This window comes from Clostridium sp. YIM B02500 (assembly GCF_022324665.1).
In the GTDB taxonomy this organism is placed as follows: Bacteria; Bacillota; Clostridia; order Clostridiales; family Clostridiaceae; genus Clostridium; species Clostridium beijerinckii.
On record NZ_JAKGTE010000013.1, the window covers coordinates 16,892 to 32,516 of the forward strand.

At 28.5% G+C, this 15,625-nt stretch carries 18 protein-coding genes; 11 read left to right on the plus strand and 7 right to left on the minus strand.

Annotated features, from left to right (window positions below):
• Positions 1–104: 104 nt before the first annotated feature.
• Positions 105–962 carry an AraC family transcriptional regulator gene (locus L1S46_RS12460; protein ID WP_238900141.1) on the plus strand — a complete coding sequence of 286 codons (858 nt, stop codon included), beginning with the start codon at positions 105–107 and terminating at the stop codon, positions 960–962.
• Positions 963–1,206: 244 nt separating this feature from the next.
• Here the strand turns inward: L1S46_RS12460 and L1S46_RS12465 are convergent, their stop codons facing one another.
• The gene (locus tag L1S46_RS12465) at positions 1,207–1,452 is read right to left on the minus strand and encodes a hypothetical protein (protein WP_238900142.1); all 246 of its coding nucleotides are present in this window, start codon (positions 1,450–1,452) and stop codon (positions 1,207–1,209) included.
• 124 nt (positions 1,453–1,576) lie between these two features.
• On the opposite strand from L1S46_RS12465, the gene L1S46_RS12470 reads away from it, so the two are divergent.
• From L1S46_RS12470 to L1S46_RS12490, 5 genes are all read left to right on the plus strand, one after another.
• Positions 1,577–2,086, plus strand: coding sequence for a DUF5673 domain-containing protein (locus L1S46_RS12470; RefSeq protein ID WP_238900143.1), 510 nt, complete (start codon positions 1,577–1,579; stop codon positions 2,084–2,086).
• Between the two features lie 237 nt (positions 2,087–2,323).
• Positions 2,324–2,998, plus strand: a complete 675-nt coding sequence (locus L1S46_RS12475; protein ID WP_238900144.1) for a hypothetical protein — start codon at positions 2,324–2,326, stop codon at positions 2,996–2,998.
• A gap of 136 nt (positions 2,999–3,134) precedes the next feature.
• Complete coding sequence (locus L1S46_RS12480; RefSeq protein ID WP_238900145.1) at positions 3,135–3,605, plus strand: GNAT family N-acetyltransferase; 471 nt, start codon at positions 3,135–3,137, stop codon at positions 3,603–3,605.
• 170 nt (positions 3,606–3,775) lie between these two features.
• Positions 3,776–4,375 carry a sugar O-acetyltransferase gene (locus tag L1S46_RS12485; RefSeq protein WP_238900146.1) on the plus strand — a complete coding sequence of 200 codons (600 nt, stop codon included), beginning with the start codon at positions 3,776–3,778 and terminating at the stop codon, positions 4,373–4,375.
• Between the two features lie 150 nt (positions 4,376–4,525).
• Positions 4,526–4,813, plus strand: coding sequence for a YciI family protein (locus tag L1S46_RS12490; RefSeq protein WP_238900147.1), 288 nt, complete (start codon positions 4,526–4,528; stop codon positions 4,811–4,813).
• Between the two features lie 265 nt (positions 4,814–5,078).
• Here the strand turns inward: L1S46_RS12490 and L1S46_RS12495 are convergent, their stop codons facing one another.
• The gene (locus L1S46_RS12495; RefSeq protein ID WP_238900148.1) at positions 5,079–5,525 is read right to left on the minus strand and encodes a DUF6097 family protein; all 447 of its coding nucleotides are present in this window, start codon (positions 5,523–5,525) and stop codon (positions 5,079–5,081) included.
• A 225-nt stretch (positions 5,526–5,750) separates the two neighbouring features.
• Positions 5,751–6,617 (minus strand): LysR family transcriptional regulator, encoded by an 867-nt coding sequence (locus L1S46_RS12500; protein WP_238900149.1) that lies wholly within the window; start codon positions 6,615–6,617, stop codon positions 5,751–5,753.
• Positions 6,618–6,734: 117 nt separating this feature from the next.
• On the opposite strand from L1S46_RS12500, the gene L1S46_RS12505 reads away from it, so the two are divergent.
• From L1S46_RS12505 to L1S46_RS12515, 3 genes are all read left to right on the plus strand, one after another.
• A complete protein-coding gene (locus tag L1S46_RS12505) occupies positions 6,735–7,649 on the plus strand; it encodes a DMT family transporter (RefSeq protein ID WP_238900150.1) in 915 nt (304 codons plus the stop codon).
• 255 nt (positions 7,650–7,904) lie between these two features.
• Entirely contained in the window at positions 7,905–8,498 is a 594-nt protein-coding gene (plsY, locus tag L1S46_RS12510) for a glycerol-3-phosphate 1-O-acyltransferase PlsY (RefSeq protein WP_238900151.1), read from the plus strand.
• Positions 8,499–8,973: 475 nt separating this feature from the next.
• Positions 8,974–9,621: a DUF975 family protein gene (locus L1S46_RS12515; protein WP_238900152.1), complete on the plus strand. Its 648-nt coding sequence runs from the start codon at positions 8,974–8,976 to the stop codon at positions 9,619–9,621.
• A gap of 150 nt (positions 9,622–9,771) precedes the next feature.
• Here the strand turns inward: L1S46_RS12515 and L1S46_RS12520 are convergent, their stop codons facing one another.
• From L1S46_RS12520 to L1S46_RS12535, 4 genes are all read right to left on the minus strand, one after another.
• Complete coding sequence (locus tag L1S46_RS12520) at positions 9,772–10,512, minus strand: acetoacetate decarboxylase (protein WP_238900153.1); 741 nt, start codon at positions 10,510–10,512, stop codon at positions 9,772–9,774.
• A 72-nt stretch (positions 10,513–10,584) separates the two neighbouring features.
• The gene (locus L1S46_RS12525) at positions 10,585–11,250 is read right to left on the minus strand and encodes a 3-oxoacid CoA-transferase subunit B (protein WP_238900154.1); all 666 of its coding nucleotides are present in this window, start codon (positions 11,248–11,250) and stop codon (positions 10,585–10,587) included.
• Positions 11,251–11,904: a 3-oxoacid CoA-transferase subunit A gene (locus tag L1S46_RS12530; RefSeq protein ID WP_238900155.1), complete on the minus strand. Its 654-nt coding sequence runs from the start codon at positions 11,902–11,904 to the stop codon at positions 11,251–11,253. It abuts the gene before it with no gap.
• Between the two features lie 91 nt (positions 11,905–11,995).
• Positions 11,996–13,402, minus strand: coding sequence for an aldehyde dehydrogenase family protein (locus tag L1S46_RS12535; protein ID WP_238900156.1), 1,407 nt, complete (start codon positions 13,400–13,402; stop codon positions 11,996–11,998).
• A gap of 566 nt (positions 13,403–13,968) precedes the next feature.
• Between L1S46_RS12535 and L1S46_RS12540 the strand changes: the two genes are divergently transcribed.
• Positions 13,969–14,613, plus strand: coding sequence for a tRNA-uridine aminocarboxypropyltransferase (locus L1S46_RS12540; RefSeq protein ID WP_238900157.1), 645 nt, complete (start codon positions 13,969–13,971; stop codon positions 14,611–14,613).
• Positions 14,614–15,164: 551 nt separating this feature from the next.
• Positions 15,165–15,557: a hypothetical protein gene (locus tag L1S46_RS12545; protein WP_077831596.1), complete on the plus strand. Its 393-nt coding sequence runs from the start codon at positions 15,165–15,167 to the stop codon at positions 15,555–15,557.
• Positions 15,558–15,625: the final 68 nt, after the last annotated feature.

Here is a 15,625-nt window from a genome sequence, read left to right on the forward strand (position 1 = left end):
AAGAGTTAAAGGATGATATTTCCAGAACGACAAAACATAACACAAAAAGTCGGGAATAACCGTTTGAAAAGAGATAAGATATATGTACAGACAGGGGGATAATTATGAAATGGATTGAAGGAATTGGTGAAGCTATCAGCTATATTGAGGAGAATATCACTGAAGAAATCACAATAAAAAATATTGCAGAAAAAACATTTATGTCTCCATTCTATTTCCAGAAAGGCTTTGCAATGCTTTGTGGGTTTACGGTTGGAGAGTATATCAGACAACGCAGGCTTACTCTTGCTGGCAGTGACCTCGTTTCTACTGATGAAAAAATTATTGATATTGCATTGAAATATGGATATGCATCACCAGATAGTTTCACAAAAGCTTTTACTCGATTTCATGGTGTCACACCTACTGCTGTTAGAAAAGATGGGGCGATGATTAAATCATTTGCTCCGCTGAAAATCAAGTTTTTATTGGAAGGCGGTTATATTATGGATTACAAAATTGTTGAAAAAGATTCGTTTACGGTCATGGGCGTATCAAAGGTGTTTAAGTATGAGAATGCATTTGCAGAAATTCCACCGTTTTGGACAGAGCATTATGAAGCTGGGAAGGGAAAATTTGTGTGTGGAATGTATGGAATATCCATAGATGAGAGCATGGGATCAGATGAGTTTGAATATTTGATTGCAGATAATTATAATCTATCCATTGAAATACCTAATGGTTTTGTTACAAAGATTATTCCTAAACACACATGGGCTGTTTTTGCTTGCAAGGGCGCGATGCCAAAATCGTTGCAAGATATGAACAGAAAAATCTTCTCAGAATGGTTGCCTAATTGCAAGGATTATGAAATTGCAGCAGGTTATAATATTGAAATGTACACTGATATAGCTGATTATCCTAAGGGTAATCAAGATGAGAATTACTACAGCGAAATCTGGATTCCTGTTAAGAAAAAATAGTTATGCAAAAGAGCCTTATTTGAAGTTTATCAGATTCCAAGTTTGTAAGTTTTATGCATAATAGTTTTAAATCCAGTTCTGTCATATTTTTCATAAGCTATAAATAACTAAAAATAAATAGAAAATTAAAAAATCGCATTATTCAAAAGTTGATATGTTTCCTTTAAGATAGACAAATAAAAAATATGTTACTTGAAGGGCAGCTGTTCAAATAATTGAATTTGCGATTTTTTTCTATACAATACTAAAATTCCATGAAATAAGAAATGTAAATAACAGCGAATATAAAAGCACCTATAATAGAGAATTGAGCAAAGAATTTTTGGTTATTAGTTAATTTGGAATTTAAAAATACATATTTATAATTGATTTCTCCAAGAAATGGAAATATGAAGATAAAATATCTGCTCTTATTGTAATCTGTTATTAAATCAAGTGAAATAATAAATACATTCAAAAGTACTATAAAAATTACTTTAATATTTGACATAGCTCTTCTCCTAAATACTTTTTTACAAAATTACACCATAAACTCAAACAAAAAAATTTATAATAAAGAAATATTTACAATATATGTTATAATAAATTAATAATGTTTAATTTTAAGCGATGGGGTGTATCACTTGAGTAAGTTTTATGGATTTTCAATTCTTAGCATATTACTATTTATAATTGGAACATGGATGTTATTAAAAGATTTATATACATCATATACTCATGGTAGAAATATTGTAAAAGTAAATAAAGGAATAGGATTGGCTATTCTTTGGGTGGTATTATTAATAGTTTGGTGTCTATTATCATTGAAAGATGCAGAACTTTATGTTAGATATGAAAATGATAATATTATTGAGAGTGTTTTTACTAATATATTTTGGATAGAATTTTCAATCTCTAATATAATAAAATCATTAAGAAGTTCAGAAATAAGAGAAAATGGAATATATAAGTCGGGATATTTTTATAAGTGGTCTAAGATTAGGAGTTATAATTGGACAACACCAAATACAATTGAATTTAAAGTTAGCAGTTTTTTAAAAATTAATTCAAGTCTTGAGTTTACAATAAATGAAGAATATAAAGCAAAAGTGGAAGAAGTGATTCAGAAAAATATTGCGTTATAGTTTTCTTATATTAATAAAAACAAAATATACATTAGATTTAGATGTCGCATTAGTTGAAGAGAAGAATGGGGCATTTTTTATATTTTATGTGTAGATTTGATGTAGCAATTGATATAAAATATGTTTTTTTTATTGAATAATACGATGTTACTAATAATGTTATAATTGATTCGGTATAGGAAAGTATTGTTAAACTAAAATTATTTACTGCTTTTTTAAAAGGGGATGTGTGAAAATATGGGGATTAAGTTTAAGTTTATTTTCTTAACAATATTAACTTTTATCTTATTTATTTCTATTTTTTTTATCGTTTATAGAAATGAAAATAAAGATAAGAAAATTATTGAATTTAATAATCAGCAATATTCAGCGATAAGAAACTTTCAAGTAAATCAAAGTTATTTTGATAGTAATAGCAGGCTTAAAAGTGAGTATTCTACTAATATAGCAAATATTAATGGTAGTAAGGTCTACTCGATTAGTGGACTTGATGTAAAGGATTGGATATATTATGACTATGCTAATTGTGATGTAAGTTTCTATCTTTCAAAAAATGTTTATACCAATCTTGATTATAGGTATTTCAATTTTTCAAACAAATTTCAGCTAATAAAATATAACTATACTATAGACGATGGTCTAAAAAAAGTGATGGATACAACTATTGAAAATGAAGAAATAGTATCTTATGTTTACAAAATTGCTTCTTCAAATGGAAATTCCAACATGGGCGTAACAAGCGATAAAGTAACAACGTATTCTCTGTTGTTAACACCAAAGGAGTTCCCAGCTCTACAGTATATTATTAGTTATTATGAATGTGAAAATGGATATTTTATTGGTTCAAATACTAACAGCTTATGTACTAAAGTTGATGACTCAATTCATGAAATGATTAGTAGATTAAAATAAATGTATATAGAAACTATAATATTAATTATCAGCATAATTTGGAAGTTATTTTGCTTCGCATTGTTAAAGAGATTGTATTTGGAATTTTTTTTATACGTCATACTATAATAGGGTGAGTGGGATAGAGGTATATGAAATGAGATTGATATTGGAAGAACTTACAGAATTACATGCAAAAGAAATTTGTAATTGGAAATATGAGGGGGAATATTCTATATATAATTATCCTTCGTGGACTAAAGTACTTGATAATAAATGGGCTATAACAATAGAAGAGAAAAGAAAAAAAGAATTTTTTGCTGTAATTGATGAGGAATATAAATTATGTGGTTATATAAGGCTACAAGAGAAAAATGAATGTATTCTTGTTGGAGTTGGATTAAAACCATCTCTATGTGGACAAAGATTAGGAGAAACATTAATGGAGATAGTAAAACAGCAATGTGCTAATTTATATCCAAGCAAAATAGTTGCTTTAGAGGTGCGATCTTTTAACGAGCGGGCAATTAAATGCTATAAAAGAGCAGGATTTATAGTAAAGGAAATATATATAAAAGATACCCCTATTGGGTACGGTAAATTTATAAGAATGGAATTTATCTGTTGATTAATTGGTGATTTGTTAGATAAATTGCAATTTAGGCTTCAAGGAAAGTAAGCTATATGCATTGACTAGCTACCATTTTTTATCTGATTTTAGAACTGAACAATTTGGAATTTATAAAATATGCTACAATTAAATAAAAGATAAATCATAATTTGAAAGGAATTAAAATAATGGATTTTAAAGAAATTATGAAACAAAATAGAGGATATTGCTCAAAGCACACAGATATGCCATCAGAGTTACAACTAAAAGCGAAAGAATTATGCTGGGAATATAATCAGACTAGACCATCAGAAAAAGAAAAGAGAAGTAATATTTTAAAAGAATTGCTTGGAACTTGCCATCCGCTAACATTTATTGAGCCGTCATTTCGTTGCGATTATGGTTTTAATATACATACCCATGGGCTTGCTGTGATTAATTATAATTGTGTAATATTGGATACATCGCCAGTCTACATTGGTGCAAATGCATTTATAGCTCCTGGAGTTTGTTTGGCTTGCTCGGGACATGCCGTATTTTCAACACAAAGGGCAGAAGGGATTGGAACATCAAAACCTATTACAATAGAAGATGACGTATGGATTGGTGCTAATTCAACTGTATGCGGTGGAGTTACTATAGGAAAAGGCAGCATTATTGGGGCAGGAAGCGTAGTAAATAAAGATATTCCAGCGGGGGTAATTGCAGTAGGTAATCCTTGCAGAGTATTACGTAAGATTACAGAAGAAGACATAATTAACTTGTCAGTTGAGCAAGGCAATTTCTAATTTGTAGAGTTTACTATATTTTTTTGCAATAATAAAACAAATGTGCAGGTAGAAGTTTAAATAATGTAATTTGAAAAGTTAATAGTGCGATATTTACAAGTATGTTATAATTTATAAAACAAATTGTAATTTAGACTTGGGGGAAAGAAAATGTTTATAGTAAATTTAACTTATGTTAAACCACTAGAAGAGGTTGAAAAGTATTTGGAAGATCATATTACGTTCTTAAACCAATACTATGCTAGCAACAATTTTATCTGTTCAGGGAGAAAAAATCCTAGAGATGGTGGAATAATTTTATGCATTGCAAAAAATAAAGAAGAGGTAAATGAGATTATTAGTGAAGATCCATTTTATAAAAATGGAGTTGCTAATTATGATGTAATAGAATTCCAACCAACAAAGTATTCTGAAGGTTTTAAGGAGTTTGTTGAGTAAAGTTTACTTTATAGATTAAGATAACTCTTAAAAAAATAAATAAGAATTTTAAATATCACATTATTCAAAATAATAAATGGGTAATGTGATATTTACTATTTATGTTAGAATTAATTACAATAGAAATTAGTTAAGAACTAGATATTTTCTATTTTTACTTGAGGAGATGGAATATTATAATACGCCAATAATCATAAAGAATATTGGCGTGAATTTTATAAATATATGCTAATAAATAAATTTCATAAAAATATAATTTATTTTGTTAAAATGTTATTTCTTCTATCGTGAGCTTTCTTTTCAATTCAGGATAAATGTTATAGTAAAGATTCTTACGCAATATAGAATGATAAATAGCAAGTACTAAAGTAATAATAATTAAAATAGCAGGTATTATATATAATATAGGATTATTTAGAAAGAATTCAAATATGTTGAATTTTTCATCAATCCACTTACCATATATATAAGCTGCTAAAATTATAAGAAGAACTGGAAAGGCAAAAATTCCTGATAGAATGTTGACGGTATTCATTTTTTTATGAGTAGATTGAAAGCAATTTTCCCCAATATAGCGTTCTAACAAAAAGCATTGCTTATCAAAGGAATCACTTTTTTGAACTTGAAGATCATTTTTAGTAATATGCTTATGTAAAATATCTAATTGAGCACTGAATTCTAAAGTTTCATTCAAAATCTTTCCGAAATTCATAAACACACCTCCTAGAAATATTTTTTACAATTGCGCAATTTGATAACCTATATTGTATCAGGGGAGGATAATTATGTCAATGAATGATGATAGGAATTTCAGGAGAAGGTAAAATCGGAATTATAAGAGATTAATTTAGATATAAGTTAATAACTATAATTAATTAGCATTGTATTTAGTTGTCAAAAGTGCGTTATAAGCCTATTTACTTACGAAGAAAATAGACTAAGTATAAGAAATTTCCTTTACTATTTGGATAAAAGACAAAGCAGCTGGAGATGCCGTATTAAATGATTTAATCAAAATACCGATTGTCCTGGAATATTCAGGAGTTAATTTTATAATCTCTAATTTAAAAGTATTAAAATTCAATGCCATTTTAGGAACTATTGATATTCCTATCCCTTTATTAACCATAGCTAAAATAGCGTTATTATCTTCAATTTCAAACTTTATATTAGGATAAATATCATTTTCTTTAAAAATGTCTTTAATAAGTAAATCACATCCAGACTTCGGCATTATGAATGGCTGTAATTCAATTTCTTTAATAGAAATTGTTTCTTTTAAACCTAAAGGATTCTCTTTATTTGTAACAACAATTAAATCATCTTTCCACAAAGGAACAAATTCTAGTCCCTTAGGGCAAATCGCAGAAAAACCCAAATCTATTGTTCCGTCAGAAATCCATTTTTCAATTTCAGTATAAGTGCCTTCAAAAATTTCCAAATCTATGTTAGGATATCTCTTTTGATAATTTAAAATTATATCAGGTAATATCTTAGAAGAAGCACTTGGAAAACAGCCCACCTTTAATATTCCAGATTCAATACCTAATATAGATCTAGCTTCTTGTTTTATTAATTCAGTCTTATTTAAAATATCTAAAGCATATTCAAATATTCTTTTTCCTTCAGCTGTCAGACTTATCCCACTACGATTTCTATATAAAAGTGTAAAACCAAGTTCATTCTCAAATGAAGATATAACATGGCTAATAGCTGATTGAGTAAGGGATAATTTTTGCCCTGCCTTTGTAAAGCTGCCTGTTTTAGATACTTGAACAAAAACTTCAAATTGTTGAAGTGTCATATTAAAACCTTCTTTCATGAAAAATATTCATATTAATTATTATAAACATTAATTTTACTAATTTATAGAGTGATAATATAATTAAATAGAAATATTACATAGAAGGAGTGGGACTTTTTGGCTAACAAAAAAATTTATACAAATGGGAAATTTGTTGCTATTATTGCAACCTTATGTTGTTTATTATGGGGGAGTGCTTATCCAGCAATAAAGAATGGATATTTATTATTTAATATAAATTCTAATGATATTCCATCAAAGCTTTTATTTGCAGGGTATAGATTTATATTAGCAGGAATATTTATATTTATCATTGCTAAATTATATGGAAAAACTGTATTTAACATTTCTAAAAGAAACATTTCTAGATTATTTATTTTAGGAATAAGCCAAACAACGCTACAATATATCTTTTTTTATATAGGATTAGCTAATACTACAGGTGTTAAAGGATCAATAATGAATTCTACAGTAGCATTTTTTAGTGTTATATTAGCCCATTATATATATGCGAATGATAAATTGACAAAGAAAAAGAGTATTGGATGTGTCATAGGTTTTATAGGAGTTATAATAGCAAATTTCAATACTGAGTTTTTGGAATTTTCTTTCACTTTAAATGGGGATGGATTTGTTATAATTGCAGCTCTTGTTTTTTCAGTTACAGCTATTTATTCAAAGAAACTTACTGAAGACTTAGATGTTATGATTATAACGGGACATAGTCTTTTCATTGGAGGAATCCTGTTAGTATTACTAGGATGGCTTTCTGGTGGACAAGTATATAGTTTTTCATTACTATCTTCACTAATATTAATTTATCTAGCTTTACTATCATCAGTTGCATTTACATTATGGAATATGCTATTAAAATATAATAAGGTCGGACCGATATCGGTTTATAATTTTCTAACTCCTATTTTCGGTTCTATACTTTCTGCAATTTTTCTAGGCGAAACTATTTTAGAATTTAAAAATATAATTGCTCTTATATTTGTGTGCATAGGAATATGGCTTGTTAACAAAATATAATTTTGGATTTGTCTATTAATTTTATGAATAATATTAATGCAATTGTTAATCCTATCATATTAAATCCAATACTAACTTCATAGTATTCTTACTATATAAGAACAATTAAATTCTTCAATATTATTTAATCAAAAAGAAGTGTGTTATAATTTAGGAATATATTTTTTAAAGTAGATTTTAATAATATTTATTTTAGAAAATTAAAAAGAAAGTATATTTGAAGTTTAATTTTGCTTCAATAGTTAGGGAGAATATATGATTATTATTTTATCAATTATAGTATCTTTTTTATGTGGTTCAATTCCGACAGGATACTTAATTATCAAAAAGTTGCACGGAATTGATATAAGGACCAAAGGTAGCGGGAATATAGGATCTACCAATGTTAATAGAGTAGCAGGACGTAAAATATCTATTATTACACAAATAGTAGATATTTCAAAAGGTATAATTCCTGTAGCTTTAGGAATTTGTTTAGCAAAGATTTTTGAACTACAAATATCAATGGATACTTATCTTTCGATCATTGCTATAGCGGTAATTTTGGGACACGATTTTACTCCATTCCTAGGATTTAATGGGGGGAAGGGGGTTAATACAACTATTGGTGCATTCTTTGTAATTGTACCAATTCCAACATTAGCTGGAGTTGCAGTTCATTTTATATTACGTTTATTTACAAGTATAGTTTCTATAAGGTCAATTGCAATAGGGATAACAATACCTTTAATGTGTATAATTATGAAATCACCTATTTCAATAATAATAAGTAGTTTAATAGCATGTATTTTAATGATATATAAACATAAAGATAATTTAATAAGACTTTTACATAATGAAGAAAAATAATCTTAAATTATCATTAATTAACCAGAGAATGGATTTACCACTATTTACAATACTGTTATAATTTGTTTATATAGCATGTTAGTTTGTATTAAATATTAATTGAGTAGTGGAGGGGGAAATCTAACGCCATAAGAGATATTGAAATTAATGTGGTATATGCCAATGATGAAGCTTTACCTTTCTACAGTAACTATGGTTTTAAGATTGGAAATTATATTTTAAAAAGGACATGATTCTAAAAACTTACAGTCTTGTATTTACAAAAGTATAATTAGATTGAAATTTATATATCACATTGCGTGAAATTAGGAATATGATATTTTATACAAAGTTTCAGAATATGTACTAGTATTAGTAGCACTAGAAATAATTAAATTTGAACTTAATCAATAGTAAATTAGTAGAAAAATATTTTATGGAGATTGATAAAAGGTCTAGTTTATTATTAATTTGAGAGAAGTTTAGAGGGAGATATATGGATATTGAGAGCAAAGAAATAAGAAAAAGTGCAAGATACAGTTTGAAAGGTAATTGGAAGATTGGAATATTAAGTACGCTAGTGTACAGTGGTGCAGGTATTATAGGAGGTTTATTTCAAGATTCTAGTGTTATATGGAATTTGATATTAGAAATTATATTTGGTGCATTATTTACATTTGGATATTTTAGTATAATATTAAACATAGTTAGAGGCGAGAAAGTTAATTTTTCAGATATATTTACTGGCACGAAGAAGTTCTTTAAAGCATTAGGAATGACGTTAGCAGTAAATATTCTTACACTATTATGGTCACTATTATTAATAATCCCAGGTATAATAGCAGCTGTAAAATATTCTATGACATACTATATATGGGCTGATAATCCTAATATAAGCATTCAAGAAGCAATTGATAGAAGTATTAAAATGACGGATGGACACATTTCAGGAATATTTTGGTTATATATAAGTTTTATAGGATGGAGCTTATTAGTAATAGCTCCGGCAGTAGCTATAAAATATTGGCATCCCGAATATTTTGATGTATTTATGTCTTTTGGAATGGTTTTTGTAAATGTGTATGTTAATGTATCTTTTGGATCTTTATACACTAAGTTACTTCAAGAAGGGCAGAGATATTAATTTTAAATTGCTTAAGTTTTTTCAATTATTAATGCCTAGAGAAATAAGATATAAGCAAAAACGACAGTACTTTTGTAGATACTGCCGTTTTTATATATATTTTAATGATTTATGAGATTAGAATATGGGTTTCAATTTTGCTATCATTTTTTAACTTTTGGAAAGATAATCATGTACAACCTTAGGTGTTCCAAGAGTTAAATCTGTTAGGATATGAGATGCTGATACAATCTCTAATACAGGTAAATCAGCAAGAGGAGCTAGTGCATGGCTAAATAATTGTAGACGTGCACTTCCAGTCCAAGCGCCGTGAATAGTTATATCAGTATTTTCTGCACATATTAGTTCACAAATTCTTGGCTTACCATCGTAACCTTGAATGATTTTTAGCATAAAATTGGGTCTTGCAATTTGAGCATAGGCTTCTTTAAGATCTAGAGGCTCGTGCTTATATCCCATTGTTGCGGTAGCTACTGGTAATGTACCATACTTAAGTGTCCCAACTAAAGTGTCTGAATCAACAAATAGATTTGGATAGCCAAGCTTTTTTGGATAAGCGCTACTTTCTCTTCCAACAGCAATAGCAGGTTCATTATCTAGATACATCATATGCAAGTAGTCACCCTTAACACCATTATATTTTACTGGAATAGCTTGACCACATTCTGTATATGAGCCTAGTCCGGTTGTATCAGGCATAGCCATCATCTCAAATCTAACATATGCTCCATCTAATTCAAGTGGTTCAGGTACTATTTTTCGAAGAGCATCTAAATCAGTTCGATAAATAATGTTTAGATATTCTCTATTGTGAAATCTATATGGTCCTCTAGGAAACGCTGGAGCAGCAAGTGGAGTTGTAATTTGTTTAGATACTTCACTTTCTAACATAAAACAATCAACCTCTTTTCTTAGTTTTTGATACATAAGATTTTTAAAGTTATATATTTAAAATAGAATGATTCATATATCCATAATCTTTAAGTTATTTGGAATAATTAAATCTGCATCTGTTAAAAATTTTATTTCATCAATAGTTGTATCTTTATGAATTTCTTTTAAAAGTAAGCCGTCATTTGTTACATCAATTACACAAAGTTCTGTGACAATTAAATCCACCTGAGCCTTAGCAGTAAGTGGGAGAGTACATTTTTTAACGATTTTAGGTTTACTTTTTCCTGTATGTTGCATTGCCACTATTATTTTTTTTGCGCCTATTGCCAAATCCATGGCGCCTCCCATACCTGGGACAATTTTATTTGGGACAATCCAGTTAGCTAAATTACCTTCTTCATCAACTTCTAGAGCACCAAGAACAGCAACATCAACATGTCCTCCTCTTATTAGTGCGAAAGACGTTGAACTATCAAAAAATGCACCTTGAGGTAATAATGTTACATATTCCCCACCAGCATTTATTATATCTGGATCATTTTCACCTGATGAGGCCATTTGTGCCATACCAACCATGCCATTTTCTGATTCAAAAGTAATGTTCATTTCTTTTGGTACATAATTTGCTACCAAAGTTGGAAGTCCTATTCCAAGGTTTACAAGTTGGTCTTTTTTTAGTTCTTTTGCAACTCTTTTGGCAATTATCTCTTTTGCTAAAACTTTATCTACAATCAATTAAGCCGCCTCCTTAACGATATAATCTACTAATACGCCAGGAGTCATTATGGCATCTCTTTTTAAATCTTCACATTTAACTAAATTTTCTGCTTCAACTATAACTGTTTTTGCAGCCATTGCCATATATGGATTGAAATTTTTAGTAGCAGCTCTATAGAAGGTATTTCCAAATTCATCTACAACGCTACCTTTTATTAATGAAACATCAGCAGATAAAGGAAGTTCTAATAGATATTCTTTGCCATCGATAGTAACTTTTTTTTTACCTTCTTCAACGATAGTCCCAAGTCCAGTTGGAGTTAATACACCTCCGAGTCCAGATCCAGCTGCACGAATTCTTTCAATCAGTGTTCCTTGTGGGGAAAGCTCAACTTTAAGTTCACCAGAGCTCATTTTTTTTCCAGTTTCAGGATTAGTTCCAATATGTGAAGCAATTACTTTAGAAACTTGACCATTTACAATAAGTTTTCCTATTCCTTTATTAGGAAAAGCTGTATCATTGCCTATAATAGTCAGATTTTTTATATTTAAATCAACTAGCATATCTATAATATTTTCAGGAGTTCCACAATCTAAAAAACCCCCAACCATAATTGTCATACCATCTTTGAAAATGCGCTTTAAATCTGTTAATTTTACTAATTTATTCATTTTAATATCTCCCTTCTAAATAGTTTTTAATATTTTGTGGGAACATTGCATATTAAAGTTATGTGAATAAATGTATAAATTTAGCAAGAAGTTAGCCGGCAAGTACACATCTTCTTTGTCTTGTAAAATTTCTTGCAGAGGTTATGCCTTCACCAGTAGATCCAGCAATAGTGAAAGTTGTAAATCCTTCAGCTTCATAACCAACACCAGCAAAAGATTTAGCATTCTTTACAAAAATAGTAGTATCAATTTCTCTTTCAAATCTATTTAGGTTGTCTATATTTTTAGAATAAATATAGGCACTATGTTTTCTATTTTGTTCTGCTATCTTTGCATATTTAATAGCTTCATCTATATCGTTAACTCTTACAATTGGTAATATTGGCATCATGAGTTCTGTCATGACAAATGGATGATTTGCATTTACTTCGCAGATTATGCATTTAACATTTGAAGGAGACTCAACATCTATTTCATCTAAGAATAATTTGGCATCTTTTCCTACCCATTTTTTGTTTATAGAGTATTCTTGAGTTTCATTATTTTTTTGTAATATTAAATCTATTAACTTTGATACTTGATCTTCATTTATAATTACAGCATTATTTTTTTGCATGTTAGATATTAAATCATCTGCAACATTCTCAAAAACAAATACTTCTTTTTCTGCAATACAAGGTAAATTATTATCAAAAGAACAGCCTTCAATGATGCTCCTACCAGCCTTTTCTATATCAGCAGTATCATCTACAATAACTGGTGGATTTCCAGCACCAGCACCTATAGCTTTCTTACCAGAATTTAAGAGGGTTTTTACCATTCCTGGACCTCCAGTTCCGCAAAGAAGTTTTATTGAAGGATGCTTAATAATTGCATCTAGAGATTCCATAGTTGGATTTTTTATAGTTGTTACTAAATTCTCAGGACCGCCACATGAAATAATAGCTCTATTTATCATTTCGACAGCAAAGGCAACACATTTTTTAGCGCCTGGATGTCCGTTAAATACTACAGCATTTCCAGCAGCTATCATGCCTATGCTATTACATATTACAGTTTCAGTTGGATTCGTAGAAGGAGTTATTGCACCTATAACACCATATGGAGACATTTCTACAACTGTAAGACCATTATCACCTGACCAAGCAGTAGTAGTTAAATCTTCTGTACCAGGAGTATATTTAGCTACCAATTCATGTTTTAATATTTTATCCTCATATCGTCCCATATGTGTTTCTTCTAGAATCATTGTAGCCAAGACCTCTTTATTTTGTAATGCGGCCTTTCTTATCTCAGTTATGATTTTTTCTCTTTGCTCTTTTGTATAATGAAGGGATAATATCTTTTGTGCGTGTACAGCGCTGCTTATAGCATTTTCAACATTTTCGAATACTCCGAAACATGAAGAATTATCCTTGTAGTTCTTTAAATTAATGTTTTCAACATTTGTTTTTAATTTTAAATCTTTTGTTACAGATACTAGTGTGTCTTTGATCATGACTAATCCTCCTTATGATTTAAAAATTAATAAACATTAAAAATTTTATATGAAAATTAAATTTTTATATGTTATTAAATATATGTTATCACTAAAATTTACAGAATCAATCTTTTAAACCAAAAAAGTAAATATAAGGAAGACAAAACGTTATCAAATGACAAGACTATATGATATTTTTTTTATATAGCCGTTACAGATAAATTATCGTATTATTTTGGAATTATTGTTATATATTGTTTATAGGTAGAGTTTGTTTAGTATTTGAGTGAAATTTCGAATAAAGACTGTAATATTGTAATATAAAATAAATATTATTGATAATATTCCTTATAATTATATATTAAATGCGTAAATTTTAATAAATATAATCAATAATTCAAACAAGCATCTTAAAAAGTTCGACTTTTTATTAATAAAATATTGACATAAATCTAGAAATTAATTGGTAATTCATATTGTCAGTGTTTTGAAAAGCAGTCAAGAATATATTGAATACATATGTTATAATCAGTTAGTAATAGCAAGAAGATATGACATACTAACTAATTAATAATGGAGGCAAAATGGAGTCTGAATTTAAAGTTAAGCAAATTACTAAGTTATATGAAAGTTGCAATAAATGTGGGGTGCCAATAATAAATTGTATCTGCGATATTGTACCTAAAATAAAGACAAAAGCAAAGATATTGATATTATCAACAGAAAGAGAATTTAGTAGGCCTTCAAATACCGCTAGATTATTGAAATTGGTGAATCTAGAATCAACTGAGTTAATTCTTTGGGAGCGAGTAAGGACTCCTGAAAAATTAATCGAATATATTAATAGTGATGATTATGAAATACATATATTATTTCCTATGGATGATGATGAACCTGTAGAAAGAAAGTCTAAATGTGAAGATTCAGAAAAAATTCCAGCATTTATTATATTAGATGGCACATGGAAAGAGGCAGAGAAGATACTAAGAAAGAGCGATTACTTAAAGAAGCTTCCAAGAATATCATTAAATCCAATTAATAAATCAGAATATACTTTAAGAAAAGGTGCTTCAGAAGGAGAGCTCTGCACTATCGAAGCAGCAATTGAAGTACTTAAGTTAAATTCTGAGTTTGAGAATGCACAACTAATTAAAGGTACTTTCGATTTATTTATGAGAAGTTTTAAAGCAGGGGTTAGTGGAGTAGAACTGAAAGATATAAATATATAATGTATTTATATTACAAGTCCGCTATCAATGTACATAGCTGATAGTTGCTACTTATAGAAGATATACTCGCATTATAAGCAATCTTAAAAATATTGAAGAAGTTAAGATAGAAGATCTCAAATTCATATTGTGAAGTTGGGATCTTTTTGTATAATTTTGAGATTGTATTTGATATATAGTGTTCCACAATGATATTCAAACTTATAAAATTTCAATATCTCTGGTATTCATGAAATTGAAACAGTAGATATGTATTGTTATCAATATGGAACCATATATAGATAAGCCAATTATAAGTTAGATTTATATTATGAAATATATCCCAACTAGAAATGAGTAATATACTTTTGTAACCACAAGGGTCATAATTACCTAGAAACTGGAACAAAAGTATGTTATTCGCTTTGGCGAGTTATATGCATAAGTTCAGGTTTTAGTTGGGTTATCTATAAATATGCTAATAATAAAACTACATTTACAATATATGTTATAATTTATTTGTGATGGAAGTTTATTGTAAATTATTATAGAATATGGGGGAGTAAGTGAACATGAAAAGAAAATTACCTATGATAGTGATATTTATTGGAGATATGAGTTTGATTTATGCAGCCTTAATGATAATATCAATTTCACCTATGAAAAGCATTATGGAGAAGATTGGAGTTTATCCAATTCCTATATATAATTTTTTAGATGGTGCTCTTAGAGTATTAAGCGTTATATTCCTATTAACAATAGCCTATGGATATTTTAAGCTTAAGAAATGGGCATACTTAGAAATCATAATTTATAATGTATTTTTTTTAGCAGTATCTATGTTCTTTATAGCTATGAAAACAAGCAATCCGTATAATACTCCAAATATTATAGAATCACTGTTAGGACTCATAATTGCATTTCCATCTAAAAGATATTTTTTTAAAGAGGAATGTGATTCGTAATATATATTGACGTAATAAATTTATATTTAAAATTCTGGTAAGCCAAAGGTTAAGATAAGAATGGTAAT